The organism is Brucella anthropi, assembly GCF_046630315.1.
GTDB classification, from domain to species: Bacteria; Pseudomonadota; Alphaproteobacteria; order Rhizobiales; family Rhizobiaceae; genus Brucella; species Brucella anthropi_A.
The window spans coordinates 26,515-52,794 of sequence record NZ_LQBD01000016.1 but is presented as its reverse complement, the minus strand read 5'-3'; the positions used below and the strand labels follow the sequence as shown (position 1 = coordinate 52,794).

Genomic DNA, 26,280 nt, shown 5'->3' with positions numbered 1-26,280 from the left:
AGAGGGCATCTCTATGCACAATACATTGAATATCATTGTCGAACGCTATCCCATCGCCGGAAAATTCACAATCTCCAGAGGCTCCAAGACGGAAGCTGCTGTTGTTGTGTGTGTGATCGGCAACGGTCCCCATCAGGGACGCGGCGAATGCGTTCCCTATGCGCGCTATGGGGAAAGCATCGAAAGCGTGATCGCACAGATCGAGACCGTTCGCTCCGCTATTGAGCACGGGGCCTCGCGGCAGGATATCCAGAGCTTGATGCCGGCCGGCGCTGCGCGCAACGCAGTCGATTGCGCTTTATGGGATCTGGAAGCCAAGGAAACGGGCAGAAGTGTCGCCGACATGCTCGGCACACCGACCCGTCCGCTTGAAACCGCAATCACCGTTTCGCTCGGATCGCCGTCCGAAATGGCGCAATCGGCAGCAAAAGTCGCGCATTATCCGCTGATCAAGGTCAAGATGGGCGGCGAAAACGATATCGAAAAAATCCACGCGGTCACAAAGGCCGCACCGAACAGCCGCATCATCATCGATGCGAACGAGGGGTGGACAGCGGACAATATCGCCCAAAACATGCGTGCCGCAGCGGATGCGGGCGTCGTGCTTATCGAACAGCCCCTGCCCGCGGATAATGATCAGATTCTCAGTGAAATCGAACGGCCTGTCATTATCTGTGCCGATGAAAGCGTCCACACATCGGTTGGACTTGAGGAACTGGCCCGGCGCTACGACGCCGTCAATATCAAGCTCGACAAGGCAGGTGGACTGACCGAAGGCCTTCTCATGCGTGACAAGGCAATCGACCTCGGCCTTCAGATCATGGTCGGCTGCATGGTCGGCACCTCGCTCGGCATGGCACCAGCCGTCCTGCTTGCCCAGAAGGCCAACGTGGTCGACCTCGATGGGCCGCTGCTTCTCGCGCATGACCGCGATCCGGGACTGCGCTATGAGGGTGCACTGGTTTACCCGCCGGAAGCCGCCGTCTGGGGCTGACCCGCACGTGGACAGCTCTCGTTTGCGGTTCGGCTTATCGGGGCGAGAGCATCCTCAAAAATATCCGCACAGGCGTCCCAGGTGAATGGTTTGAGCACATGCGCGGGATCAAACGGTTTCATTTGCAGGGCCGCCAGACATGCCTCCTTCAGATCGTCGGAGAGAACGCCCGCACCGGTGGCCCCGACGACATCGCGTGAACCGGGCACCGGATAGGCCGCCACCGGCAGGCCGGAGGCGATCGCCTCCAGCAAGACAAGGCCGAACGTGTCAGTCCGGCTTGGGAAGACGAACACATCGGCTGCGGCATAAGTGTTTGCCAATGCTTCACCTTCCCGCTTCCCCACGAACACGGCCTCTGGAAACCGTATGCGCAGATCATGGAGAGACGGGCCGTCTCCGACGATGAGTTTCGTGCCGGGTAGATCAAGCTCCAGAAAGGCCGGCAGATTTTTCTCCGCAGCCACACGTCCAACGCAGATGAAGACCGGGCGCGGCAGATCCCTAACCACATCCGGCCGCGGATGGAACAATGTGCGGTCCACACCGCGCGTCCAGAGGTCCAGCCCTGTAAACCCACGGCTTTCGAGATCATCCAGAATGGATTGGGTTGGCACCAGCGTGTGCTGGGCCGCATTATGGAAACGCCGCAGGAACGCATAGGTCCAGCGCGGCGGGACCGGAAAGCGCTCCTCCAGATATTCGGGAAAGCGCGTATGAAAGCTGGTCGTGAAGGACCAGCCCCTTTTCAGGCAAGCGCGCCGCGCCATGAAGCCAAGCGGACCTTCGGTTGCAATATGCACATAATCCGGCCCCATGGCCGCCAGCCGCCGCCCAAGAGCGCCGGGCGTCGTCAAGGCGAGCCGGATTTCCGGATAGGTGGGACAGGGAACAGACCGATAGTCGAGCGGTGATATGACTGCGACGTCATATCCGCGTCCCGTCATCAGGTCCCGGCATTTGGTCAGCGTGCGCACGACACCGTTGACTTGAGGATGCCAGGCGTCGGTGATGATGACGATTTTCTTCATCTGCGGAAGGTCGCCAGTTCGCGCGCCGGACGCGGAAGCCGGATCACCCTGCCCTCGTCATGCTCTTCGCCGTCAGAAACAATGTTCCCTGTCGTGGGGCCGCGATCACGGCGTTCCGTCCATTCGAGGAGTTCCATCCGCCCGTCGAAATGCTCGATCACCGCCGTGCAGCTTTCCACCCAGTCACCCGTATTGATGTATTCCACACCGTTCATGCTTTCGATCGTGGCATGGTGGATATGACCGCAGATCACGCCATCCACGCCGATCCGCTGCGCTTCTTCCGAAACCACGGTCTCGAACTGACCGATAAAGCTGACCGCTTTTTTCACACGAAATTTGGCCCAGGCTGAAAATGACCAATAGCGCAGGCCGAAAAGCGAGCGGACGCGGCTCATGACCGTATTGATCCAGATCGCCGTGTCATAGGCCCAGTCACCCAGATAGGCGATGAAGCGGGCATTTCGCACCACGACATCGAATTGATCGCCGTGAATGACTAGAAACTTGCGGCCATCCGCCGTTTCATGGATCGCCCGATTCATGACTTCGATACCGCCGAAATGCGTCCCCTGGAAATTCCGCAGGAACTCGTCGTGATTGCCCGCAATATAGATGATATTGGCCCCCTTGCGGCTCTTGCGAAGCAGCTTCTGGACCACATCATTGTGCTCCTGCGGCCAATGCCAATTGCGCCTCAGACGCCAGCCATCGACAATATCGCCCACGAGATAGATCGTCTCGGCGTCGTGATAACGCAGAAAATCCAGAAGCAATTCGGCCTGTGCCGCTTTGGAGCCGAGATGCACATCCGAAATGAACAGGGTTCGGACTTTTCTGGACTGCGGGGCGTCGGTGCTCATTTGGTTGTCCCTTTCGACGGCAACCTGATCTGAGCGCAGAAAACCCGATTCATGTCACAGACATATGACGGCCCGTTTCAGGGCGCGGAAAGTGATGTCCGCGCCCCGAAATTGCTCAATTGCCGCGTGGGTTTATTCAAATAAAGCGCGTCAGGGGTCGATATCAGGCGACGAGCTCCGCCTTTGGACCGACATAGCGGGATTGCGGACGAATGAGCCTGTTCGCCGCCATCTGTTCGCGGCAATGGGCTATCCACCCCATGGTTCTTCCCATGGCAAAAACGCAGGTGAACGCTTCACGCGGGAAGCCCAACTGTTCCAGCAACAGGGCGGTGTAGAACTCGACATTGGTTTCAAGGGAACGATCCGGCTTGTGCCGCTTGAGAATCGCAATGGCGGCCTTCTCCACGGCCTCAGCCAGTTCCACCCTGGGTTTTCCACGCCCGTGCCCAAGGGCCTCGATACGCCTCAAAGCACCTTTCAAGGCGTCGGCCCGCGGGTCGCGGACACGGTAAACGCGATGGCCGAATCCCATCAGCCTGTCCCCGTTGGCAACGGCTGATTCAAGCCAGCTTTCCGCATTGTCAGGCCGGCCGATCGCATCCAGCATGTCGAGAACAGGTCCGGGAGCGCCGCCATGCAGCGGCCCCTTCAGCGCGCTGATCGCGGCAAGCAGGGATGAGGTCAGTCCGGCGCGCGTCGATGCGACCACACGCGCCGCGAAAGTCGACGCGTTCAGGCCATGGTCGCAAACCGTCATGAGATAGGTGTCCAGCCCGGCAACCTCTGTCTCGTCGGGCATGGCCGCGTTCATCATGCGAAGAATGTCGGCACTATGCGGAAGTGTCGGGTCAGGGCGCACAGGACGACGCCCCTTTTGCGCACGCAAGATGGCTGTCGTGAAAACGGCAGGCGCTGCCATCAGATATAGGGCCGCAGTCAGGTCGTCATCGTCGGAAAGGCGGGCCATCAACGCACGAAGCGCTTCGATGGGCGACAACTCCATCAATGCGTCGTCAAGCGCATCGGTATGATGAAATATCTGTCGGCGCGCTTCCCCCAATGCCTTTTGAAGCTCCGCGCCCTTGGGAATATCCTGGAAGAACCCATCCCATAAAAGCTCCATCCCGTCCTCAACACTTGCGTGCGGAACCAGATCGTCCAGCGACCGACCGCGAATAACCAGTCTTCCGGCGAGTCCATCCACGTCCGACAGAACAGTTTCGGCAGCAATCACATCTTCAAGTCCGCTATTCATGATGGTTCTCCTCGTTTGCTTTCCGACATTGAAACCAAGTATAGTTGACGTCAATCTTGATGAAATCAATCAATGTAGGTCGCAATAATGGACTGGTTGACAGCGGAAGAAGCCCTCGCCGTTCTTCAGACAAAGCCGCAGACGCTTTATGCAAATGTGAGCCGTGGCCGCATCCGTTCCAAGCCATTGCCCGATGACCCCAGACGCAGCCTGTACCGATCGGAGGATGTGCATCGTCTGGCTGGCAGGCGTCCGGGCCGCAAGAGGGACAGCATGGTCGCCGCCGACACCATTCGCTGGGGGCTGCCCATCATGCGCTCGGGCATTTCGACGGTTATCGATGGCCGGCTGCTCTACCGCGGATGTGATGCCGCCGAACTGTCCGAAACCGCAACGCTGGAAGAAGTCGCCGCCTTGCTGTGGCAGATGGATTTCGATGGCAATACCGGCAATGACGCCGAAACGAGTTTGGATGCCCGAAAAGCAGATTCCGGGCCGCTGGAACGACTATTTGCCGTCTTTGGCATTCGCGCTGCGAACGATCTGCCCAGTTGCGGGCGCTCGGCGACAATCTTGCAGCGGGAGGCTTTCGGCCTCCTGCAACTCTTCCACGCCACGGTTCTCGGCGTTTCTTCATCCAATATGCCGATGCATGAGCGCATTGCACGAGCCTGGGGAAAACCACAGGCGAGCGATGTGATCCGGCGTGTTCTGGTTCTCCTTGCGGACCATGAACTCAATGCATCGACATTCGCCACCCGTGTCGCCGCATCGACAGGCGCACCGCTTTCTGCCGCAATTCTTGCGGGACTATCAACATTGATCGGCCCGCGCCATGGCCGTGCCGCGGCCGCAGCCGCCGCGATTATCGCGCAGGCCCGGCAGGTGGGGGCGGAAGCCGCGATTAAAGACAAGCTTAGACAAGGGACACAGTTCCATTTCTTCGGTCATCCGCTCTATCGCGAAACAGGCGATGCCCGCGCCTCGGCCCTGCTGGAACATCTGGAACTGCCGGCCCCTTACCGCGATCTGGAACAAAGCGCGGCAGACATTCTAGGCGAGAAACCAAATGTGGATTTTGCCCTTGCAGCCGTCACGGAGATTTATGATCTGCCCCCGGATGCGCCGCTGTTTCTGTTTGCTCTTGCACGGATCGTGGGCTGGCTTGCGCATGCGCTGGAACAGGTCGATAACGGGTCGCTGATACGACCGAGAGCCGAATTCACTCCGCCCCTCGAATAGCGAGGTTCACCAAATAGTGTTCGCAGGGATTGCGTTTCTGGCTCTAAAAAGTGGACACAGGAACCTGTAAACCAGAATCCGGTTGATTGGACCGCTTGCTTGGTGGCATGTCTTTAAAAACTTGAAAAATGCGAGGATCAAACCGTGGATCTGGGCCTCAAAGGTCGAAAAGCAATTGTGTGCGCTTCCAGTAAGGGGCTGGGGCGGGCCTGTGCCGAGGCACTCGCCGAAGCCGGATGTGATCTCGTTCTCAATGGGCGAAATGAAGAAGCCCTCGCGACGGCGGCGGAAGCAATTCGAAAGGCATATGGCGTGAAGGTCGATGCTGTTGCCGCCGACATATCGTCTCCTGAAGGACAGGCTGACCTCATATCCGCCTGCCCCGCGCCGGATATCCTCGTGAACAATAATGGTGGTCCGGCCTTCAAGGATTTTCGCCTTCTCGATCGCGATGCGATCCTTCAAGGCGTGACGCAGAATATGGTTACGCCAATAGAACTGATTAAAGCCGTTATCGACGGGATGGTCGAGCGCCGTTTCGGACGCATCGTCAATATCACATCGACGTCCGTATACGCTCCCATTCCCGGTCTCGATCTTTCATCCGGCGCCCGCGCGGGCCTGACCGCCTTTCTGGCGGGCGTTGCCCGCACGGTGGCCGCCTCCAATGTGACCATCAACAATATCCTTCCCGGCGCGTTCGACACGGATCGCCTTCGCAGCGGCTTTGCATTTGCAGCCCGGAAGAACGGCACGACACCGGAGACGGAAGCCGAGAAGCGGGCGTCGGCTATTCCCGCCCGGCGGATCGGCCAGCCGAAGGAGTTCGGCCAGGCCTGCGCCTTCCTTTGCTCGGAACATTCCGGTTTCATTACCGGGCAGAATCTCGTTATCGACGGCGGCGCGTATCAAAGTGCGTTTTAGACTATAGAGACGATCAATCTGCAAATTTGGAAAAACTCATTCTCGAAAACGGGCCTACAGAGATTTGAGCCGATAGTCTAAGAACGATAATGGCCCAATGTGCGGACGCTGCGCGCGGAACCTCCATGCGAACCGCCGCGCCCTGCATGTGCAATGAGCTTTTTGCCCTGCACGAAAGATTTTTGGAAAGCGATGCGACCATGACCAAGAAAACACCATCCACTTCCCGTTCGGATTTCGATGAAGCAGCACTGTTCTTCCACCGTTATCCGAAGCCCGGAAAGCTGGAGATTCAGGCGACCAAGCCCCTTGGCAACCAGCGCGACCTGGCGCTGGCTTATTCGCCGGGCGTCGCCGCACCTTGCCTCGCAATCCACGAAGACCCCGCAGCCGCCGCCGAATACACGGCCCGCGGCAATCTCGTTGCCGTCGTTTCCAACGGAACCGCAGTTCTGGGGCTGGGAAATATCGGCGCGCTTGCATCCAAGCCGGTGATGGAAGGCAAGGCCGTTCTCTTCAAGAAATTCGCGGATATCGACGTGTTCGACATTGAAATCGACGCACTCGAAATCAATCGCATCGTCGACGTCGTTTCAGCTTTGGAACCGACATTCGGCGGCATCAATCTGGAAGACATCAAGGCGCCCGAGTGCTTCGAGGTTGAGGAACAGCTTCGTGCGAAAATGAACATCCCTGTTTTCCACGACGACCAGCACGGCACCGCCATCATCGTTGCATCGGCGGTACTGAACGGTCTGGAGCTCGCCGGCAAGAAAATCGGCGATGCCAAGATTGTTACGTCGGGTGCAGGCGCTGCGGCTCTTGCCTGCCTCAATCTCCTCGTCAATCTGGGCGCAAAACGCGAGAATATCTGGGTTTGCGATCTCGAAGGCGTCGTCTACGAAGGCCGCAACACGCTTATGGACCGCTGGAAGGAAGTTTATGCGCAGAAAACCGACGCACGTGTTCTGGCCGATGTCATCGGCGGTGCCGACGTTTTCCTCGGCCTTTCGGCTGCGGGTGTGCTGAAGCCTGAACTTTTGAAGCAGATGGCCGAGAAGCCGCTCATCATGGCCCTCGCCAATCCAAAGCCGGAAATCATGCCGGAAGAGGCCCGCGCCGCCCGTGCCGACGCGATGATCTGCACTGGACGATCGGACTATCCGAACCAGGTCAACAATGTTCTCTGCTTCCCCTACATCTTCCGCGGGGCACTCGACGTCGGTGCAACCGCCATCAACGAGGAAATGAAGCTCGCGGCGGTGCGCGCCATTGCTGCACTCGCCCGGGAAGAGCCTTCGGATGTCGCGGCGCGCGCCTATTCGGGCGATACGCCGACTTTTGGGCCCGACTACATCATCCCCTCGCCATTCGATCAGCGCCTCATTCTTCGCATAGCCCCCGCAGTCGCAAAGGCCGCCATGGAAACAGGCGTGGCCACACGCCCGATCGAGGATATGGAAGCCTATCTGGATCGCCTGAATCGCTTCGTCTTCCGTTCCGGCCTCATCATGAAGCCGGTCTTTGCCGCTGCCCGCGCGCATGAGAAGCCCAAACGCGTCATTTACGCCGACGGCGAAGACGAGCGCGTGCTGCGCGCCGCGCAGGTCGTAATCGAAGAGCGCATCGCGGCACCGATCCTTGTCGGACGCCCGCAGGTTATTGAAACACGCCTGCGTCGCTATGGCCTCAAGATCCGTCCGGGAACAGATTTCGAACTCATCAATCCTGAAGACGATCCGCGCTACCGCGACTACGTCGATCTCTATCTGTCCTATACCGGCAGGCAGGGTGTCACGCCGGAAGCGGCACGCACCATCGTGCGCACGAATTCGACCGCAATTGCTGCCCTCGCCGTTATGCGCGATGAAGCCGACGCCATGATCTGCGGTCTTGAAGGCCGGTTCGAACGCCACCTTCGCGTGGTGCGCCAGATCATCGGCAAGGTTCCCGGCATTCGGGACTATTCCGCCTTGAGCCTGCTCATTTCGCAGCGTGGCGCTCTCTTCCTCACCGACACTTATGTCAACGTGGAACCGGGCGCAAACGAAGTGGCTGAAATGGCAATTCTTGCCGCCAAGGAAATCAGCCGCTTTGGCATCGAGCCCAAGGCCGCCTTGGTCTCGCATTCGAACTTCGGATCGAAAGAATCAGCCAGCGCGGAAAAGATGCGTGAAGCAGCAGCAATTCTTGCAGAAAAGGCGCCGGAACTCGAATCCGACGGTGAGATGCACGGAGATTCCGCCCTTTCGCAGATGTTGCGTGACCGGGTATTCCCGAATTCGCGTCTGAAAGGCGAAGCCAATCTTCTCGTCTTCCCGAACCTCGACGCTGCGAACATCACGCTGAATGTGGTCAAGATGGTCACGGACGCCCTGCACGTCGGCCCGATCCTGCTTGGCGCGGCCCGTCCCGCGCATATCTTGACCCCTTCCGTCACGTCACGGGGTGTCGTCAACATGACCGCGCTGGCGGTCGTTGAAGCGTTGCAGAAGTCTGGCGAGACTCTTCGCAGGAAGGCTTAAGACATACAAATAATTTAGACATAAGTAATATAAAAATAATACGGCGAGTATACTTGAATATACTCGCCGTTAATATTTAATTTACTATATTTTTTAACCATGACCTTGCAAGCATCGTTGCAGAGGTCGCTATGTCTAACATTTCTACAAATTCTAATAGAATACTGTTCTCCTCAATACTCCTGACTTTTCTCGGTATATTGACGGGCTGCACAACCATGCGCCCTACAGAATTATGCACGCCTTTCGAGCAGGCGCAGCTCAGGAAACAACACATCGTCACCCAATCGCTTCTCGACCGCAAAGAGGCCGATCTTTCGCGTATGAGACGAACCGTCGCCCAGAACCAGTGTGCGGCAAGTGTCTTTGCGCCTGCTGCAAAAACCGCGCAGTGCACAAAATGGCGGGCGCGAACCGACAATCTGACGACTGAAATACAGACCTTGCGCGAACGCCTTCATGAGTTGAACCTGGCACTGGCTGGTCGGCCATCCCCCTCCCGGCATGTCAAATCGTGCAAAGCCTCATGGGTTGTGCCACATAGGAAGCTGCGATCAAAAACAGCCAACGCGCCGCAGCGCAAGCCCAAGGCCGCGACGGGCAAGCCGCACGCCGAACTCGCCAGCAGGATCACCGTGCCAGCCTATACCGCTCCAGCGCCCGCGAAAACGGAAGAAGTCGATTATACCCCGTCCGCGAAGATACAGACTTCCGACACACCGGCCTATGTAGCGCCTGTTACGGCTGCGCCTCCCATGGAGCGTTCATACACGACAAACGCCAAAGTCAGGGTTGTCGGGTCCGAGTTCTTTCAGGACCAATCAGCACCAGCAGATCGGCCAGTTCCGGCCCATGAGCCTGCCCAGTAAGCGCCAGCCGCAAGGGCATGAAAAGAGCCTTGCCCTTGCGTCCCGTCGCAGCCTTCACGGCTTCGGTCCAGATTTTCCAGGTCTGATGGTCCCAGGGACCAGACGGCAGCAGGGCGAAAGCCTCTTTCAGGAAAGCGCTATCCTCGGCAGTCAACTCAGGCACTGCCGGCAGATCCCCGGCAACAATCGTCCACCAATGTTCGACATCCTTGAAACGGTCGAGATTGCCTCGAACGGCCAACCAGAACGGCTCGGCCTTATCGCCCGAAATACCCAACGCGGCCAGACGCGATTGAGCATCCGAATAGGACATTTCGTGCAGAAGGGATCGATTGAGCGTTTCCAGTTCCGCCGGATCGAATTTTGCCGAGGACTTCGATATCGAAGCCAGATCAAAACGCTCCGCGAGACTTGTCATATTGGGTGCAGCCGAAACACTTTCCGACGTCCCGATCAGAACAGCCAGCGAGGCGACCGCCATCGGCTCGAATCCGGCCTCGCGGAGCGATCCGACTGACAAGGCGCCGGTTCGTTTGGAAAGCCCCTCGCCCGAAATCGTCGTCAGCAGATTGTGGTGCCCAAAAACCGGCGCTGTGGCTCCCAACGCTTCGAAAATCGCGATTTGTACACCCGTATTGGTCACATGGTCGTCACCACGAATGATGTGCGTAATGCCAAGATCGATATCATCGACGACGGACGGCAAGGTATAGAGATATGTGCCATCCTCACGCACCAGCACCGGATCGGACATGGAGGCCAGATCAACCGTTTGCGGACCGCGAACCAGATCGTCCCAATGGACCTCGGTACGCTTGGTATCAAACGGGTCGGCATCAAAATTCGGCAGCAGGAAACGCCAGTGCGGCTTGCGCCCTTCGGCTTCAAAGGCTGCCCTCTCTTCGGCGGTCAGCTTCAGACCTTCGCGGCCATATACCGGCGGCAGGCGGCGAGCCAGACGCAACTTGCGGCGGCGCTCCAATTCATCCGCCGTTTCATAGCAGGCGTAAAGCAGCCCGGCCTGTTTGAGCTTTTCGACTGCCTTGGCATACACGTCGAAGCGCCTTGACTGATATTCGACGCGGTCAGGCCTGACGCCCAGCCAATCGAGATCGAAGGCAATCGCCTGCGCATATTCTTCCCTGGATCGCTCAACATCGGTGTCGTCATAGCGCAGTATGAACTTGCCGCCATTCTTCTGCGCAAAAAGCCAGTTTGAAAGCGCTGTGCGCGTATTGCCAATATGAATATAGCCCGTCGGTGACGGAGCAAAACGAACGGTTACGGTCATTTTATTGTCTTTCAGCGGTCGCGGAAGCGGTTCGTTATAGGGTAGCGGCGATCGCGTCCGAAATTCTTCTTGGTAATTTTGACACCGGGGGCCGATTGTCGGCGCTTGTATTCAGCAAGGTAAAGCAGATGCTCGATCCGCTGAACGGTTTCGAGCGCATGACCGCGCGCAGCAATCTCGGTATTGCTCATTTCATTCTCGACAAGGCATTCAAGAATATCGTCCAGAACCGGATATGGCGGCAAGCTATCCTGATCCGTCTGGTTTTCGCGCAGTTCGGCAGATGGCGCCTTGGCAATGATGTTATGTGGGATCACCACACCCGATGGGCCAAGTGCACCACTCGGTACATGGCTGTTACGCCACTCCGACATGGCATAGACCTGCATCTTGTAGACGTCCTTGATCGGATTGAATCCGCCATTCATATCGCCATAAAGCGTCGCATAGCCCACGGACATTTCAGACTTGTTGCCGGTGGTGACAACCATCGAACCGAACTTGTTCGAAACGGCCATCAAAATGGTGCCGCGGGCGCGGCTTTGCAGGTTTTCTTCCGTAACACCGCTTTCAGTGCCTTCGAAAAGCGGATCCAGCGCTTCCAGAAAGCCTTCAACCGGCGCGGCAATCGGAACGATATCATAGCGGACGCCGAGCGCTTTTGCACAATCGGCAGCGTCTTTCAGAGATTCATCGGACGTATAGCGGTAAGGCAGCATGATGCAGCGCACCCGGTCCTTACCCAGGGCATCGACACCCAGAGCAGCACAGATTGCCGAGTCGATGCCACCGGAAAGCCCAAGCACGACATCCTTGAAACCGTTCTTGTTCACATAGTCCCGCAGGCCCAGCATACAGGCGGAATAATCCGCCTCCAGCCCCTCCGGAAGCAAAGCCTTCTCGCCTGCATCGCAATGCCAGCCACCATCACTCTTGCGCCAGACGGTCAGCGCAATCTGCTCTGCAAACTGCGGCATTTGCAGACAGAGCGACCGGTCGGCGTTGAATGCAAATGACCCGCCATCGAACACCAGCTCGTCCTGCCCGCCGACCTGATTGGCATAGATCATCGGCAGTTCAGTCTCGATCACCTGCTTCAGCACAAGTTGATGGCGCCGATCCATCTTGGCGCGATGATAGGGTGAACCGTTCGGCACGAGCAAAATCTCCGCGCCGCTTTCCGCCAGCGTTTCGGCCACATCAAGCTCGCCCCAAATGTCTTCACAGATCGGAATTCCAATGCGAACACCGCGGAAATTGACCGGCCCCGGCATTGGACCGGCCTGGAATACGCGCTTCTCATCAAACTCGCCATAATTCGGCAGATCGACCTTGAACCGTTCTGCAATCACCTCCCCCGCGTCCAGAACCGCTACGGCGTTGTGCAGACCAGTTTCACGGCGAAGCGGTGTGCCGATGATGACGCCCGGCCCGCCATCGGCGGTGTCACTTGCAAGCGCGCGCACGGCTTTTTCGCAGGCTGCGAGAAAGGATGGTTTCAGCACCAGATCTTCCGGCGGATAGCCGGAAATGAACAATTCGGTGAAAAGAACAAGATCGGCGTTCATGCTGGCGGCTTCAGTGCGCGCGGCGCGTGCCTTGGCCAGGTTTCCGGCGATATCGCCCATGACGGGATTGAGTTGCGCAACGGCAATACGGAGCATGGCAAGATTCTCGCGAGAGGCTAACATGTCCAAGCTTTAGCGCGCTTGGGCAAACAAATGCAACGGATGCAGTCGATTGACCGCTTTGTTTGTCAAACGAGATACGTGTTGGCGAGGATATAAGCCCAGACGGCAACGACGAACACGATGGAAATCAGGACGGCAAGCGAGCCGCAGTCCTTTGCAATCTGAATTTCCTTGTGAAAATCGCGCGAGACGGCATCGCAGGTCGCCTCGATACCTGTGTTCAGCACTTCCACGAGGATGAGAAACAGGATCGATCCAGTCATCAGCAGGAAAGCAAGCCAGCTTGGCGCAAGAAACAATGCCACGGGCAGGGAAAGAAGAAACAGCACCAGTTCCTGCTGAACGGCTTTTTCATGTCCGGCGAGATATTTCAGTGCCCGCATGGAATTGAGAAAAGCCAGAAAAATGCGCTGCATCATTACCTCAAACAAATTGGCTACAGTAACGGCCCGATAATCGGAAGCGATTTACGGGCTGGAGCGCCCTTTATTCACCCGCTCGGATGCGGGACACTCCAACGCAATCAATAGGTGAGTTTTGCTGAAAAGCAACAGGGCGGAGATCGAAACCTCCGCCCTGCATGTGCTGGAATATATAAAGATGCTCAGGCAGTCGCGGCCTGCCTGGCAACACCGGCATCCCGCTCCTTCTTGAGAAGTTCGGCCAGCAGAAATGCCAGTTCCAAAGCCTGATCGGCATTGAGACGCGGATCGCAATGCGTATGGTAACGGTCATGCAAATCCTCGGCCGAGATCGCACGCGCGCCGCCCGTGCATTCGGTCACGTTCTTGCCGGTCATTTCGACATGGATGCCGCCCGGATGCGTGCCCTCGGCACGATGGATCGCGAAGAAAGATTCCACTTCCTTAAGGATGCGGTCGAACGGACGCGTCTTGTAGCCACCGGCGGTGATCGTGTTGCCATGCATCGGATCGCAAGACCACACCACCTTGCGGCCTTCCTTCTCGACCGCGCGGATCAACTGCGGCAGATGATCGCCAACCTTGTCGTAGCCAAAGCGCGCAATCAATGTCAGGCGCCCTGCCTCATTTTCCGGGTTGAGCAGATCGATCAGGCGAATGAGATCATCCGGCTGCAAGGACGGACCGCACTTGAGACCGAGCGGGTTCTTGATGCCGCGGCAATATTCAATATGCGCATGGTCAGCCTGACGCGTGCGGTCGCCGATCCAGATCATATGGCCGGATGTGCCGTACCAGTCACCCGACGTCGAATCCACGCGGGTCAGCGCTTCCTCATAGCCAAGAAGCAGGGCTTCATGGCTGGTGTAGAAATCGGTTTCCCGCAGCGAATGATTGCTGTCCGCCGTAATTCCGATCGCACGCATGAAGTTCATGGTCTCGGAAATACGCTGCGCCAGGGCCGCATAGCGTTCCGCCTGCGGGCTCTTGCCGACAAAGCCCAGCATCCACTGGTGAACATTCTCCAGATTGGCGTAGCCGCCCTGCGCGAATGCACGCAACAGGTTCAGCGTCGCCGCCGACTGGCGATACGCCATGTCCTGACGCTGCGGATCGGGAATACGCGATGCCGTGTCGAACTCGATACCGTTGATGATATCGCCACGATAGGATGGCAGTTCCACGCCGTTTTGCGTTTCCATGTCCGACGAGCGCGGCTTGGCGAATTGGCCTGCAATACGGCCAACCTTCACGACCGGCTTCGAAGCGCCGAACGTAAGCACGACGGCCATCTGAAGAAAGACGCGGAAAAAGTCGCGAATATTGTCCGCGCCATGTTCCGCAAAGCTTTCCGCGCAATCGCCACCCTGGAGCAGAAATGCCTTGCCTTCCGCCACTTCGGCCAGTTGCTGCTTGAGCTTGCGTGCCTCACCTGCAAAAACCAGCGGCGGATAGGTGCGAAGACGGGCCTCAACGTCGTTCAAAGCCTGTGCGTCCGGATAAAACGGCACTTGCTTGATCGGTTTGTTTCTCCAGGAATGCGGGGTCCAGTTCTTCGTCATTTGAGCACCTGTTTGCTTCTATCCGCTCGATTTCTCTCGGATTATATCCTCCTTGCACGAAAGCCGGAATTCCTTGAGCGGCAGCCTGCATCTGACAAGGATGACAGCCTGCTCCGGAAATCCGGCGTGCGTGGTCGCGCTGATATAATGCAGGCTGGGACTTTATGCCAGCAATATTCGTTAACCGGACAGGCCGATGGCGAAAGAATTATCCGTCGACCTTCTCGCCATTCACGACGCGATAGGTCGGCTTGTACATCGTGACCAGCTCTTCGGCTGCGGTCGGATGCACGGCCATGGTGCGATCGAAGTCATCCTTGGTCGCACCGGACTTGAGCGAAATACCCAGAAGCTGAGCCATTTCACCCGCATCAGGCCCCATGATATGGGCACCGACAACCCGGCGGCTCGCGGCGTCGACGATGAGCTTCATGAGCATTTTTTCATTGCGGCCGGACAGCGTGTTCTTCATCGGGCGGAAAAGCGCCCTGTAAACCTCGATTTCCGGATACTTCTTCGCCGCCTCATCTTCCGGCAAACCGACCGTGCCGATTTCCGGCTGCGAAAATACGGCGGTAGCAATCAATTCATGATCCGGCTTTGTCGGATTGTCCTTGAATGCAGTTTCCAGAAAACACATGGCTTCATGAATGGCCACCGGCGTCAATTGAACACGATTGGTGACATCGCCCACCGCCCAGATATTCGCGACATTGGTGCGCGAATAATCATCGACGGGAATGGCACCCAGTTCATCCACCGCCACGCCCGCTCTCTCAAGTCCGAGGCCGGTCGTGTTGGCTTTGCGTCCGATAGCCATCATAGCCTGGCCGGCTTCCAATGTTTCACCAGTATTCAGCGCGATTTTGAGATTACCGTCAGACTGTTTTTCAATCTTTTCGAACACGGCCCCGCAAATGATGCGAATCCCCTTTGCCTCCATCGTTTCATGCAAAAGATGGCGCAGATCCGGGTCGAAACGCGAGAGGATTTCCTGGCCGCGATAAACCAGTGTCGTCTCGACACCGAGACCATGAAATATGTTCGCGAATTCAACGGCGATATAGCCGCCACCCGCAATGGCAATCGCCTTCGGCAGTTCAGCAAGATGAAACGCTTCGTTGGAACTGATGCAATATTCATGCCCCGGCATGGTTTCAGGCATGCTTGGATGACCGCCCGTCGCAATCAGGATCTGGTCAGCCGTGACCCGGCGGCCATCGGCCTTCAGCTCGATCGTATGTTCATCGATCAGTTCGGCGCGGCTGGCGAAAATCTCGACATTCGAGTTCTGAAGACCCTTTGTATAAAGCCCTTCAAGCCGGGCGATCTCCCTGTCCTTGGCATCGATCAGCTTTTTCCAGTTGAATGTCGAGGCGCCGACGTCCCAGCCGTACCCGGCTGCATCCTCAAAATGTTCAGGAAACTGGGAAGCATAGACAAAAAGTTTCTTCGGCACACAACCACGGATAACGCAGGTTCCGCCCATACGATATTCTTCCGCAAGACCGACTTTTTTGCCCATCGCCCCGGCCAAACGTCCAGCCCGCACACCGCCGGAACCGCCGCCGATAACAAAAAGATCATAGTCGAAGCCGGTCATGGGAGTCTCCAATCCATATTGCGTTGGCCGATATGTAGGCAAAAGAAAAAGCCCGGCCAAGGGACCGGGCTTTCAAATTCCGCGTTACCGCTCAGAATTACTGCTGTGCAGGCTGCGCCGGAGCCGCCGCGGCACCAGCCTGGGCAGCCAGAACTTCAGCCACGCTGGTTGCAAGATCACGGGCGATGCCGTTTTGCCAGATATTTGCGGCCTTGACGACTTCACGCGTTACAATCGGGCCTTCCGAGAGAAGCTTCTTGCCTGCCGGCGACGTATAGAACGCGGCAATGGCCTTCAGCTCGTCTTCCGAAAACGCCTTCGCATAGGCGCGCGCGGATTCGGTTTCGAGGTCCGCGCGGCGGGAAGCAAGGGCGAGAGCCTTGTCATCGACCGTCTTGGTGATGAGAGCTTCCAGATTTGGGTCCTTCTGGATCAGCTCGCCTTTGAGCGCGCGTGCGGCATTCGGCAGAATTTCGTCGAACTGCTGGGTAGCATCAATCGCAGAAATAGCAGCACGGGCAGCTTCCAGATGAGATTCGGTGATTTCCTGTGCAGATGCGGCATGAATGCCCGACATCAGTACGAGCGCGGAAAACGGTGCAATCAGACGGCGAAAGCCAGTTGCCGGGATCATGTGGTCAATACTCCGTTCAATCAGTTCAAGACCGGTTCATGGTGCGGATGCCGTCGTTGCCGGCAATCACTGCCGCACGCGCCAGTCCGATGAAAAGTCCATGCTCGACAACGCCTGGAATTGCGAAGAGAGCGTCAGATAGTGTCTTTGGATCGGGAATGCGGCCAAAAGATGCATCCACGATATAATGCCCACCATCTGTTACGAAGGGTGAGCCATCTTTTAAACGCAGCGCCAGCGGGCCCGCAAGACCACATTTTTGAGCCGCCGCTTCGATCGCGCGCATGGTTGCGCCGAGACCGAAGCGATTGACCTCCACAGGTAGAGGAAAACGCCCAAGCGTTTCAACCACCTTCGAACCGTCCGCAATAACGATCATCGCGTCGGAGGCCGCAGCCACGATCTTTTCGCGCAGAAGAGCACCGCCGCCGCCCTTGATGAGCGAAAGATCGGCGTCGACTTCATCGGCCCCGTCAATTGTGAGATCAAGATGAGGCGTTTCATCGAGTGTCGTCAGTGGAACGCCAAGCTCCTCGCAAAGCTTCGCGGTGCGTTCGGAAGTCGGTACGCCAATGATCCTGAAGCCGCTGTTTACCTTTTCGGCAAGCAGACGAACGAACTCCTCGGCAGTTGAACCGGTACCGATCCCCAGCCGCATCCCGTCCCTGACATGCGTGAGCGCTTCTGCGGCGGCTGCGATTTTCAGCTTGCGAGCTTCATCCATACCCAAGTTCCCGATAGTTCCCTGCGGATTCTCATTGTCATCCGGTTCGCCTCTAGCATGCGGGCGCAACACAACAAAGCGCCTATTCGAACTATGACGCAGAATTTCGGCTTTTAAGCAAATCTGATCGTGAGGTTGAGCCGCAGGCGACAATCGGATAGGAATTCCCCATTTCCCATTTCAAACACGAGAAGCGAATGTCTGCTGCCAATCCCAAGCCCATCATCGTTTTCGATCTCGACGGAACTCTTGTCGATACAGCACCCGACCTTCTCGACAGCCTCAACCACTGCCTGGCCATATCGGGCCTGAATACGGCGGATCGGGAATCGTTGCGGAGATTCGTCGGCCAGGGCGGGCGCGTCATGATTGAGCGGGCCTTTGCCGCCCAGCACAAACAGCCTGACGAAGCGCAACTCGACAAGCTCGTGGAAGAATTCCGCGAACATTATGCCGCTCATATGCCGGGACATTCGACTTTCTTTCCCGGCGTATTGGAGGCAATGGACCGGTTCTCGGCACATGGTTACGAACTGGCCGTCTGCACCAACAAGTTTGAAGCCCTGTCGGTCAAGCTCCTGACTTCGATGGGCCAAGCGGGACGTTTTGCTGCGATTTGCGGCGCCGACACCTTCGCCCATCGAAAGCCCGATCCGCGTCACCTTACCGAAACCATCGCGCGGGCCGGCGGCAATCGTGAGCGGGCAATCATGGTGGGCGACAGCCGCACCGATATCGACACTGCAAAAGCAGCAGGCATCCCCGTTGTCGCCGTGGATTTCGGCTATACCGACCTTCCTGTCCAGCATTACGATCCGAGCCGTGTCATCTCGCATTTCGACGAGTTCACGCTCGAAATGGCGGGACAGCTGATTGATGCCGTCACCGACCCCGTATAGGGAAAGGGCAGATGATTATGCAGCGTTTTCTAATATTTGGCGTCGTTTGTTCAGCTATGATATCAGCCGCGTCTGCGAAAGACGGCTCTCCGGGCCTGCCGGGCGTTCAGACCCCGAAGCCTATCGTGACCGCTCCGCCGCCTGCTCCCGAGCCGGATCAGAAACCGAATGGCAACTGGAAGAACTTTCGTATCGGCAATACGGATGTGTCGATTTCGGGCGACATCACAATCGATGCCGGCACCGGTAACAGCAGGACATCGGGGCGTTAGGCTGTAGTGACTGAATCAGATCGACGCTCTAATTCCACGACGTTCGCTCCAGCGCCAACAGGACCGTCGGAAGCTGTGCAGGCAAATCTTCGGCAATCATGCCATGACCGAAGCGTCGAGCGGCATCCGCGTGTATCCATACCGACGCGCAAGCCGCCGCAAATGCAGGCATGCCCTGTGCAAGAAAGCCGCAGACAATACCGGCCAGAACATCGCCTGATCCTGCCGTCGCCAGCAAGGGCGTTCCATTGGCATTGACGACAGCGAACCCGCCCGGTTGCGCGATGACTGTATCAGGCCCCTTGTAGATGATGACGGCATTGGCGCGCTCCGCGGCCTCGCGGGCCTTGTCAATTTTCGAGACGGATTTCCCCGCAATATCCGGAAAGAGCCGCCGGAACTCGCCTTCATGCGGCGTCAATACGAGCGCCGTCTGGACGCCTTGGCGCTTGTCGAAAAGCTCGGCCGGTTTCTGTTCAAAAGCCGTAATTCCGTCGGCGTCCAGAACCAGGCCATGAAATCCCTCCAAGTTGCCGCCCGCCAGATACAGCGCATGCTCACGCGCCAATGCTGGATGACCGTAACCGGGGCCCAGAACCGCTGCGGCAACCTTGCGTTCAGCACAAAATTGCCGAACATCTCTCAAACCGCGCGTTTCGCGAAGCATGATGCTGGTGAGGTGGGCGGCATTGACCGCCATCGCATCAGGCGGAGAAAGCAGCGTTACCGCACCCGCGCCGCTGCGAGCAGCAGCGAGTGCCGACAGGCGGGCCGCACCGGTCGCATGGGCACCGCCCGAAAACACCGCTGCATGGCCGCGACTATATTTGTAAGCCCCAACACCAAGCACCGGCAGGGTGTCTTTCCAAAGGTCTGGAGCATTTTCGAAAAGATGCGGTTCGATCGCCGTCAGTATGTGATCTGGAATACCGATATCCGCGACATGAAGAACACCGCAACATCCCCTTCCCGGCTGCAAAAGATGCCCCGGCTTTTTACGAAAAAACGTGACCGTCGCCCGCGCGCGGATTGCCGCTCCCAGTATGTCGCCACTTTCTCCCGATATGCCGCTTGGCAAATCAACTGCCACAACCGGCACATCGGATGCGTTGACGGCATCGATCGCCACGGCTTCGGCACCGTGAATGCCGCGGTCCAATCCCGCGCCGAACAAGGCATCGATCACACCGCCAAAACTCGCGGCTGAAAACTCACCAAAATTGGAAACAGACCCCTTGTAGAAAAGCGATGCGCGCATGGCATCCGAACCATGGCGAGGCGAAGCCGATGCGAAACACATGACTTCAAAGCCCGTTTCCAGAAGGAACTGTGCCGCGATATAGCCGTCGCCCCCATTATTGCCCGGCCCGCACAGGACAGCGACAGGTGCATTGCGCGGAAACATCCGTTCTGCCACGTCCGCGACAGCGCGTCCCGCCGCAAGCATGAGCGAGAATCCATCCTTGATTCCGCTCGCAATGGTCTGGCGATCAGCTTGCGCCATTTCCTGCGGTGTCAGCAACTCGTACATCGCGTCCCTTTTCAACACGGCTACCGGCCATGATTAAATACGCGCCACCGGACTTTATGCAAGCCTGCCCTGTTTTAATGCAATATGACTAATTTTTAGCCAGACCCATCAGGACCACAGACCCGATTTCATTGTTCACTTGCAGACTCCCGCTTGCACAAGCGTTGTTAATAGTGCCACTGTGCGCGCGGATGAGTGAAATCGAAGAAAATTCACACAGGACCTCAAACTGGCACACTTCATGCTTCTGTACTGGTGAAGCGGGCACGATGCCCTTTTCCGAAGAAGAGCGGAGACCATTCTCTGATGAAAAAGATCGAAGCCATCATTAAGCCCTTTAAGCTGGATGAAGTGAAGGAAGCCCTTCAGGAAGTCGGCTTGCAGGGGATCACTGTCATCGAAGCCAAGGGCTTTGGACGACAGAAAGGTCATACCGAGCTTTACCGCGGCGCCGAATATGTCGTCGACTTTCTTCCCAAGGTGAAAGTTGAAGTCATCGTCGCAGACGAAACCGTGGACAGCGCTATCGAAGCCATCCGCAAGGCTGCCCAGACGGGACGCATCGGCGATGGCAAGATTTTCGTCTCCAACATCGAAGAAGTTATCCGTATCCGTACCGGTGAATCCGGCGTGGATGCCATCTGACAAGACCTGCGTACAATCCATCGTCGCGCAAACAGGGAATTAAAATGACGACTGCCAACGATATTCTCAAACAGATCAAAGACAACGACATCAAGTTTGTCGACCTTCGCTTCACCGACCCGAAGGGCAAATTGCAGCACGTTACGATGGATATCGGCCTCGTCGACGAAGACATGTTTGTCGACGGCGTGATGTTCGACGGCTCCTCCATCGCCGGCTGGAAGGCAATCAATGAATCCGACATGGTTCTGATGCCTGATCCGACGACGGCCCATATCGATCCATTCTTCGCTCAGTCCACGCTTGTGATTTTCTGTGACATCCTCGACCCGGTATCGGGCGAAGCCTATGGCCGCGATCCACGCACGACCGCAAAGAAAGCCGAAGCCTATATGAAGTCGCTCGGCATCGGTGATACGGTCTATGTCGGCCCGGAAGCCGAATTCTTTGTCTTCGACGACGTCAAGTACAAGGCAGACCCATACAATACGGGTTTCAAACTCGACTCGACCGAACTGCCGTCGAACGACGACACCGAATATGAAACCGGCAATCTCGGCCACCGTCCCCGTGTCAAGGGCGGCTATTTCCCGGTTCCGCCAATCGACAGCGCGCAGGACATGCGCTCGGAAATGCTGACCGTTCTGACCGAAATGGGCGTCACGGTCGAAAAGCATCACCACGAAGTGGCTGCCGCGCAGCACGAACTCGGCGTCAAGTTCGACACGCTGGTCCGCAACGCCGACAAGATGCAGATCCAGAAATATGTCGTGCATCAGGTCGCCAATGCCTATGGCAAGACGGCAACCTTCATGCCGAAGCCGATCTTCGGTGACAATGGGTCGGGCATGCACGTGCACTTCTCGATCTGGAAAGAAGGCAAGCCGACCTTCGCAGGCAATGAATATGCCGGCCTGTCGGAAAACTGCCTGTACTTCATCGGCGGCGTCATCAAGCACGCCAAGGCCGTGAATGCCTTCACCAACCCGACGACCAATTCCTACAAGCGTCTGGTTCCGGGTTACGAAGCTCCGGTTCTGCTTGCTTATTCGGCTCGCAACCGTTCGGCTTCGTGCCGCATTCCGTTCGGCAATTCGCCGAAGTCCAAGCGCCTGGAAGTTCGCTTCCCCGATCCGGCTGCAAATCCCTATCTGTGCTTTGCCGCCCTGCTGATGGCTGGCCTCGACGGCATCAAGAACAAGATTCATCCAGGCCAGGCCATGGACAAGGATCTTTATGATCTGCCTGCCAAGGAACTGAAGAAAATCCCGACCGTCTGCGGTTCGCTGCGCGAAGCCCTGCAATCGCTCGACAAGGATCGCGAATTCCTCAAGGCTGGCGGCGTGTTCGACGACGATCAGATCGACAGCTTCATCGAACTCAAGATGGCCGAAGTGATGCGTTACGAAACAACGCCGCATCCGATCGAGTACGACATGTACTACTCGGTTTAAGAAAAAAGCGCGGGCGCTAATCCGTCCGTGCGGTTTCTTTTGTTTTCACCGAGGGGAACGACGCGCAACATCTGATGATTGCGCGCAAAAAGAAACCCCGGCATTGCCGGGGTTTCTTCATTAGAACAATGCCATAGGCCTGATATTTAAAGTGCCTTGAGCACGCGGGCGGCCATCATCATTTCGATTTCGCGGTTCTTGCGCCGCTCCACGGCTTCCGCGTCCGATCCCCAATGCTCGATAGTCCAATCCTCATCGATATGGGCCAGATTCCAGCCTTGTTCTGCGCTGACTTCGCCCTTCGCGATGGCAAGCGCGATAATCGCCGACCCCGTCAATGTCGTCATCGTATGCAGCGAGGCCAGCGCAATCGGATCCTTGAAAGCAGCCAGATGAACGCCGAATGCCGCTATCGCTTCTCGCGGCTGTTCGATATGCATCACACCTTCCGCGAGTGAAAAACGGGCGCCAAGCCCTTCCATCCAGTCGATCAGCGGGTCCCACTGCCGTGTCTGGCGGGAAACGAGTTCCTGTGGACTATCGGCGCGATAGCACAGCATGTCCGTGCCGGCAAAACGCAGAATATCCTCGAATACCGCTTGCGGATCCTGTGCAATGCCATCGATCGCCGTATTGACGAGCCGTGTTGCGGGCATCTTGCCGGGATCGATGACCTTTTCCTGAGCCGCGAATTCATCCGCCAATATCTGGGCGGCCATCCGGGTCGGCAACAGCAGAAGATTTCGTGCAGGTGTCTTGACCGGGCGAGCGTCCAGATGGACGGCAAAACCGCCGTCAATTTCTGCAACTTCTGCTTTTTCGTAGAAACGTTTTGGCAATTGCGCCAGCATCTGTTTTTGCGCTCGCACAATGGGATTTTCGTCCGAAAGATGCTTTCCCGCTTCAAGATCGCTCAAAATATCACGCATAGATTTATCCAGTTCTGTATCGCTGTCCCGGCAGGAAGGCTCGACAGTCAGAGAAACTCTTCGTCCATGCCGTGCAGCAACGCATGGAGTTCGGATGGCGCTTCCAGAATGTGATGGGCGCCAGCTTCTATCAATCCCTGTCTGTTATGATACCCCCAGGAGACGCCCGCCGCCACGGCACCGGCCGAGCGGGCCATCTGCATATCATAAACGGCATCGCCGATGACAATCGTTCGGCTGGGTTCTATCCCCATTTCCGCGCAGGATTCAAGCACCATGGCCGGATGCGGCTTTGACGGGCAATCGTCAGCGGTCCGCGTCACCGCGAAATGATGCCCGATGCCGTGCCGCTCGAAAACAGAGCGAACGCCACGTTGGGACTTTCCGGTCACGATACCGAGCAGAAGATCGTCTCTCGCTCCAAGTTCGATCAAAAGCGGCAGGATTCCATCATAGAGCGGCTCGGCAAAATCGGGCGCCTGTCGCAACATGACAAAATTTTCCTTGTAGCGCTGCGTCAGCCAATGCACCTGCTCGTCCGGTTCGCGCTTCAAAAGTTTGGCAATGGCCAGATGCAGCGACAGGCCGATGATCGAATGCGTTTCCTCGATTGCAGGCGGTTCCAGGCCAGCATCGGCAAAGCTGGTTGCCATGCATCTGTGAATGAAATCACCGCTGTCGACCAGCGTTCCGTCGCAATCGAAAAGGACCAGTTTCATCGGGCGTTGGAGACCTTTGCCGGTTTGTTGATAATCATCAGTCCGCAACCGATCAACGCAAGAGCCGCAAAGATTTTCCAGCCCAGAGGCTCATTGAGGATCAGACCGCTCAGTAACACCCCGAATGCAGGCGTAAGAAACGCAAAATTCGACAGCTTCGATGCAGGATATCGGCGCACCATCCAGAACCAGAGCGGATAGGTGAAGGCAACCACGAATATCGCCTGAAAGAGAAAGGCCGATAGGGATAAGGCATCCGGGCTGCGAAGCAGCGGACCATTCAACGAGATGAATGGCAGCGGCACCAGAGCCGCGACGACGAGTTGATAAAGAAGTGTCTTTTCGGGCGCCGTATAGGCAAGGCGTGTGCGCTTGATGACCAGCGTGGTAAGCCCCCACAACACACCCGACACCAGCGCAAGCAAATCGCCATAGATTGCATACGGTCCCGGTCGGCTGACATGATCGGAAAAGACCAGAAATACCCCCATAAAGGCGATGCACATACCAATGAAGGCACGGACAGACATCCGTTCTCCCAAAAGGAAGTGACTGCCGATAGCGACCCAGAACGGCATGACATTCATCATGAGCGTGACGCGCCCCACGCTCGTCAGCTCCATCGCCAGAAAAATCAGAACGAATTCACTGCCGAACAGCATGCCGGCGGCTATACCGGCCGCGAGCGTGCCATCCTTATTGAAAAGCGGAATACGACGCCAGTAACACCAGAGAAAGACGCATAAACCGCCAAGTGCAGCCCGCCCCGATGCCATCAGCATCGGATTGAACCCCCGATTGCCGATCTTGATGGCAACCTGATTGAGCCCCCAGCTGAACATGATGAACATGACCAGCACGATGGCCAGCCCATCGAACGAAACTCGTCCTTCGGACGATCCCCCCGCCTCGCCTGACATTTTTAATCTTCCGCGCTTTCCTCATCGAAGCCGAGCAGATTCCACGACTGCACCATATGCGGCGGCAACGGCGCCGTTACATCGATAATGCCGCCTGACGGGTTCGGAATGCGAATGCGACGCGCATGAAGATGCAGGCGCTTTTGTATCCCGCCCGGAAATTCCCAGTTCTGGTCTGCCTCGAAATATTTGGGATCACCAATGATAGGATGACCGATATAGGCCGCATGCACGCGCAGCTGATGGGTTCTGCCGGTATATGGCTCCATTTCGAGCCATGTCAGGTTGTTTCCCGCCTTCTCGATGATGCGATAGTAGGACACCGCATGGTCGGAATCAGGTTCGCCATGCTGGCAGACCCGCATCTTGTCGCCGTCCGGTGTCTGTTCCCTAACCAGCCATGTGGAAATCTTGTCCTCGCGCTTGCGCGGAACACCCTTCACCAGGGCCCAGTATGTCTTTTTCGTATCGCGTTCCCGGAAAGCCGCAGTTAAGGCCTGAGCCGCGCCCCGCGTGCGAGCGACGACGAGAACACCCGATGTGTCACGGTCGATACGATGCACAAGGCGCGGCTTTTCGCCCTTCTTGTTGCGCCAAGCTTCCAGCATGCCGTCCACATGTCGCGATACGCCTGAACCACCCTGCACGGCGAGCCCTGCGGGCTTGTTGAAAACAAAAACCTTCGGATCTTCATAGAGAAGCATCTGCGAAAGGACGTCGCCATCCTGCTGGCTGCGGATTGTCCGCGCCGTCACCGGCCCCGTTGCCTTTTCATCGACACCAAGAGGCGGAATGCGAACAGTCTGGCCGGCCTGAATACGTGTATCGGCCTTTGCCCGAGAGCCATCGATGCGTATTTGGCCCGATCGCAGAAGTTTTTGCAAGTGGCCGAAACCCAATCCCGGATAATGGACCTTGAACCAGCGATCGAGCCGCATGCCCGCTTCGCCTGTATCCACAATCTTCTGTTCTACGCCTGCCATGGAGAAACCCGATCAATGCATCCTGATACGGCACGCATGCGCGCGCCGATTGCTCGTTCCAGTCAATAGACGCGAGTGCCGGCGATTGCTAGGCAGAAATCCGCGAAACTTCAATTTGGCTGCTTTGGCCTAAACCGCTCCAGCATCCACTAAAGAATTCGGTTTCGACCGGGGAATCTTCACACTCGGTTACACACGTTTTTAATTTATGGTCGCTCTTGACACCCAATCGCCACTTCTTGCCGCCATCAGATATTGATAGAACAACGGGTCTATACCATTTAGTCCCGTGAAA

24 protein-coding genes are annotated in these 26,280 nt (G+C 57.1%); 8 read left to right on the top strand and 16 right to left on the bottom strand.

The features are described from left to right. Nucleotides 1-13 precede the first annotated feature (13 nt). Complete coding sequence (gene dgcA, locus AVM02_RS10860; RefSeq protein ID WP_411506977.1) at nt 14-994, top strand: N-acetyl-D-Glu racemase DgcA; 981 nt, start codon at nt 14-16, stop codon at nt 992-994. Here dgcA and AVM02_RS10855 read toward each other — a convergent pair. From AVM02_RS10855 to AVM02_RS10845, 3 genes are all read right to left on the bottom strand, one after another. Further along, nucleotides 964-2,025 carry a glycosyltransferase family 4 protein gene (locus AVM02_RS10855; RefSeq protein WP_411506976.1) on the bottom strand — a complete coding sequence of 354 codons (1,062 nt, stop codon included), beginning with the start codon at nt 2,023-2,025 and terminating at the stop codon, nt 964-966. The two genes, dgcA and AVM02_RS10855, sit on opposite strands and share 31 nt — an antisense overlap. Further along, entirely contained in the window at nt 2,022-2,888 is an 867-nt protein-coding gene (locus AVM02_RS10850; RefSeq protein ID WP_411506975.1) for a UDP-2,3-diacylglucosamine diphosphatase, read from the bottom strand. Before AVM02_RS10850 ends, AVM02_RS10855 begins: the two co-directional genes overlap by 4 nt. 163 nt (nt 2,889-3,051) lie before the next feature. Further along, the gene (locus tag AVM02_RS10845; protein WP_411506974.1) at nt 3,052-4,146 is read right to left on the bottom strand and encodes a citrate synthase/methylcitrate synthase; all 1,095 of its coding nucleotides are present in this window, start codon (nt 4,144-4,146) and stop codon (nt 3,052-3,054) included. A gap of 87 nt (nt 4,147-4,233) precedes the next feature. Between AVM02_RS10845 and AVM02_RS10840 the strand changes: the two genes are divergently transcribed. The 3 genes from AVM02_RS10840 to AVM02_RS10830 all read left to right on the top strand — a co-directional run bounded on the left by AVM02_RS10840 (nt 4,234) and on the right by AVM02_RS10830 (nt 8,837). Then, the gene (locus AVM02_RS10840; RefSeq protein WP_411506973.1) at nt 4,234-5,388 is read left to right on the top strand and encodes a citrate synthase; all 1,155 of its coding nucleotides are present in this window, start codon (nt 4,234-4,236) and stop codon (nt 5,386-5,388) included. 144 nt (nt 5,389-5,532) lie between these two features. Continuing rightward, nucleotides 5,533-6,312: an SDR family oxidoreductase gene (locus AVM02_RS10835; RefSeq protein WP_411506972.1), complete on the top strand. Its 780-nt coding sequence runs from the start codon at nt 5,533-5,535 to the stop codon at nt 6,310-6,312. Between the two features lie 200 nt (nt 6,313-6,512). Beyond that, nucleotides 6,513-8,837, top strand: coding sequence for an NADP-dependent malic enzyme (locus AVM02_RS10830; RefSeq protein ID WP_411506971.1), 2,325 nt, complete (start codon nt 6,513-6,515; stop codon nt 8,835-8,837). A 233-nt stretch (nt 8,838-9,070) separates the two neighbouring features. Here AVM02_RS10830 and AVM02_RS10825 read toward each other — a convergent pair whose 3' ends face one another. From AVM02_RS10825 to rpiA, 8 genes are all read right to left on the bottom strand, one after another. Next, nucleotides 9,071-9,298, bottom strand: coding sequence for a hypothetical protein (locus AVM02_RS10825; protein WP_411506970.1), 228 nt, complete (start codon nt 9,296-9,298; stop codon nt 9,071-9,073). Between the two features lie 325 nt (nt 9,299-9,623). Then, a complete protein-coding gene (gene gltX, locus AVM02_RS10820) occupies nt 9,624-10,997 on the bottom strand; it encodes a glutamate--tRNA ligase (protein WP_411506969.1) in 1,374 nt (457 codons plus the stop codon). Between the two features lie 11 nt (nt 10,998-11,008). Further along, nucleotides 11,009-12,688, bottom strand: coding sequence for an NAD+ synthase (locus tag AVM02_RS10815; protein ID WP_411506968.1), 1,680 nt, complete (start codon nt 12,686-12,688; stop codon nt 11,009-11,011). A 65-nt stretch (nt 12,689-12,753) separates the two neighbouring features. Continuing rightward, on the bottom strand, nt 12,754-13,104 hold the full coding sequence (locus tag AVM02_RS10810) for a diacylglycerol kinase (RefSeq protein WP_411507000.1): 351 nt from the start codon (nt 13,102-13,104) through the stop codon (nt 12,754-12,756). A 188-nt stretch (nt 13,105-13,292) separates the two neighbouring features. Next, entirely contained in the window at nt 13,293-14,672 is a 1,380-nt protein-coding gene (locus AVM02_RS10805) for a class II 3-deoxy-7-phosphoheptulonate synthase (protein ID WP_411506967.1), read from the bottom strand. Between the two features lie 208 nt (nt 14,673-14,880). Then, on the bottom strand, nt 14,881-16,275 hold the full coding sequence (gene gor / locus AVM02_RS10800) for a glutathione-disulfide reductase (protein WP_411506966.1): 1,395 nt from the start codon (nt 16,273-16,275) through the stop codon (nt 14,881-14,883). A 97-nt stretch (nt 16,276-16,372) separates the two neighbouring features. Then, the gene (locus tag AVM02_RS10795) at nt 16,373-16,909 is read right to left on the bottom strand and encodes a DUF2059 domain-containing protein (RefSeq protein ID WP_411506965.1); all 537 of its coding nucleotides are present in this window, start codon (nt 16,907-16,909) and stop codon (nt 16,373-16,375) included. Nucleotides 16,910-16,934: 25 nt separating this feature from the next. Next, nucleotides 16,935-17,633, bottom strand: a complete 699-nt coding sequence (rpiA, locus tag AVM02_RS10790; protein WP_411506964.1) for a ribose-5-phosphate isomerase RpiA — start codon at nt 17,631-17,633, stop codon at nt 16,935-16,937. 197 nt (nt 17,634-17,830) lie between these two features. On the opposite strand from rpiA, the gene AVM02_RS10785 reads away from it, so the two are divergent. After that, nucleotides 17,831-18,532: an HAD family hydrolase gene (locus tag AVM02_RS10785; RefSeq protein ID WP_411506963.1), complete on the top strand. Its 702-nt coding sequence runs from the start codon at nt 17,831-17,833 to the stop codon at nt 18,530-18,532. A gap of 56 nt (nt 18,533-18,588) precedes the next feature. Then, nucleotides 18,589-18,804 (top strand): hypothetical protein, encoded by a 216-nt coding sequence (locus tag AVM02_RS10780; protein ID WP_411506999.1) that lies wholly within the window; start codon nt 18,589-18,591, stop codon nt 18,802-18,804. A 28-nt stretch (nt 18,805-18,832) separates the two neighbouring features. Here the strand turns inward: AVM02_RS10780 and AVM02_RS10775 are convergent, their stop codons facing one another. Next, complete coding sequence (locus tag AVM02_RS10775; protein WP_411506962.1) at nt 18,833-20,335, bottom strand: NAD(P)H-hydrate dehydratase; 1,503 nt, start codon at nt 20,333-20,335, stop codon at nt 18,833-18,835. Nucleotides 20,336-20,641: 306 nt separating this feature from the next. Here AVM02_RS10775 and AVM02_RS10770 point away from each other — a divergent pair, with 306 nt between their 5' ends. Both AVM02_RS10770 and glnA read left to right on the top strand, forming a co-directional pair. Further along, entirely contained in the window at nt 20,642-20,980 is a 339-nt protein-coding gene (locus tag AVM02_RS10770; protein ID WP_002964122.1) for a P-II family nitrogen regulator, read from the top strand. Nucleotides 20,981-21,024: 44 nt separating this feature from the next. Next, nucleotides 21,025-22,434, top strand: coding sequence for a type I glutamate--ammonia ligase (gene glnA / locus AVM02_RS10765; protein WP_411506961.1), 1,410 nt, complete (start codon nt 21,025-21,027; stop codon nt 22,432-22,434). Between the two features lie 146 nt (nt 22,435-22,580). Here glnA and AVM02_RS10760 read toward each other — a convergent pair whose 3' ends face one another. The 4 genes from AVM02_RS10760 to AVM02_RS10745 are packed head-to-tail and all read right to left on the bottom strand — an operon-like array spanning nt 22,581 to nt 25,985. Then, nucleotides 22,581-23,363 (bottom strand): ATP12 family chaperone protein, encoded by a 783-nt coding sequence (locus tag AVM02_RS10760; protein WP_411506960.1) that lies wholly within the window; start codon nt 23,361-23,363, stop codon nt 22,581-22,583. 47 nt (nt 23,364-23,410) lie between these two features. Further along, nucleotides 23,411-24,082 (bottom strand): HAD-IA family hydrolase, encoded by a 672-nt coding sequence (locus AVM02_RS10755; RefSeq protein ID WP_411506959.1) that lies wholly within the window; start codon nt 24,080-24,082, stop codon nt 23,411-23,413. Further along, the gene (locus AVM02_RS10750) at nt 24,079-25,002 is read right to left on the bottom strand and encodes a DMT family transporter (protein ID WP_411506958.1); all 924 of its coding nucleotides are present in this window, start codon (nt 25,000-25,002) and stop codon (nt 24,079-24,081) included. The genes AVM02_RS10755 and AVM02_RS10750 overlap by 4 nt, the downstream gene beginning before the upstream one ends. Nucleotides 25,003-25,004: 2 nt before the next feature. Next, entirely contained in the window at nt 25,005-25,985 is a 981-nt protein-coding gene (locus tag AVM02_RS10745) for an RluA family pseudouridine synthase (RefSeq protein WP_411506957.1), read from the bottom strand. Nucleotides 25,986-26,280: the final 295 nt, after the last annotated feature.

Coding starts and splice junctions, on each gene's coding strand:
- dgcA (WP_411506977.1), top strand. CDS start 14: ATGCACAATACATTGAATATCATTGTCGAACGCTATCCCATCGCCGGA.
- AVM02_RS10855 (WP_411506976.1), bottom strand. CDS start 2,025: ATGAAGAAAATCGTCATCATCACCGACGCCTGGCATCCTCAAGTCAAC.
- AVM02_RS10850 (WP_411506975.1), bottom strand. CDS start 2,888: ATGAGCACCGACGCCCCGCAGTCCAGAAAAGTCCGAACCCTGTTCATT.
- AVM02_RS10845 (WP_411506974.1), bottom strand. CDS start 4,146: ATGAATAGCGGACTTGAAGATGTGATTGCTGCCGAAACTGTTCTGTCG.
- AVM02_RS10840 (WP_411506973.1), top strand. CDS start 4,234: ATGGACTGGTTGACAGCGGAAGAAGCCCTCGCCGTTCTTCAGACAAAG.
- AVM02_RS10830 (WP_411506971.1), top strand. CDS start 6,513: ATGACCAAGAAAACACCATCCACTTCCCGTTCGGATTTCGATGAAGCA.
- AVM02_RS10825 (WP_411506970.1), bottom strand. CDS start 9,298: ATGAAGGCGTTCGCGCAAGGTCTGTATTTCAGTCGTCAGATTGTCGGT.
- gltX (WP_411506969.1), bottom strand. CDS start 10,997: ATGACCGTAACCGTTCGTTTTGCTCCGTCACCGACGGGCTATATTCAT.
- AVM02_RS10815 (WP_411506968.1), bottom strand. CDS start 12,688: ATGTTAGCCTCTCGCGAGAATCTTGCCATGCTCCGTATTGCCGTTGCG.
- AVM02_RS10810 (WP_411507000.1), bottom strand. CDS start 13,104: ATGCAGCGCATTTTTCTGGCTTTTCTCAATTCCATGCGGGCACTGAAA.
- AVM02_RS10805 (WP_411506967.1), bottom strand. CDS start 14,672: ATGACGAAGAACTGGACCCCGCATTCCTGGAGAAACAAACCGATCAAG.
- gor (WP_411506966.1), bottom strand. CDS start 16,275: ATGACCGGCTTCGACTATGATCTTTTTGTTATCGGCGGCGGTTCCGGC.
- AVM02_RS10795 (WP_411506965.1), bottom strand. CDS start 16,909: ATGATCCCGGCAACTGGCTTTCGCCGTCTGATTGCACCGTTTTCCGCG.
- rpiA (WP_411506964.1), bottom strand. CDS start 17,633: ATGGATGAAGCTCGCAAGCTGAAAATCGCAGCCGCCGCAGAAGCGCTC.
- AVM02_RS10785 (WP_411506963.1), top strand. CDS start 17,831: ATGTCTGCTGCCAATCCCAAGCCCATCATCGTTTTCGATCTCGACGGA.
- AVM02_RS10780 (WP_411506999.1), top strand. CDS start 18,589: ATGATATCAGCCGCGTCTGCGAAAGACGGCTCTCCGGGCCTGCCGGGC.
- AVM02_RS10775 (WP_411506962.1), bottom strand. CDS start 20,335: ATGTACGAGTTGCTGACACCGCAGGAAATGGCGCAAGCTGATCGCCAG.
- AVM02_RS10770 (WP_002964122.1), top strand. CDS start 20,642: ATGAAAAAGATCGAAGCCATCATTAAGCCCTTTAAGCTGGATGAAGTG.
- glnA (WP_411506961.1), top strand. CDS start 21,025: ATGACGACTGCCAACGATATTCTCAAACAGATCAAAGACAACGACATC.
- AVM02_RS10760 (WP_411506960.1), bottom strand. CDS start 23,363: ATGCGTGATATTTTGAGCGATCTTGAAGCGGGAAAGCATCTTTCGGAC.
- AVM02_RS10755 (WP_411506959.1), bottom strand. CDS start 24,082: ATGAAACTGGTCCTTTTCGATTGCGACGGAACGCTGGTCGACAGCGGT.
- AVM02_RS10750 (WP_411506958.1), bottom strand. CDS start 25,002: ATGTCAGGCGAGGCGGGGGGATCGTCCGAAGGACGAGTTTCGTTCGAT.
- AVM02_RS10745 (WP_411506957.1), bottom strand. CDS start 25,985: ATGGCAGGCGTAGAACAGAAGATTGTGGATACAGGCGAAGCGGGCATG.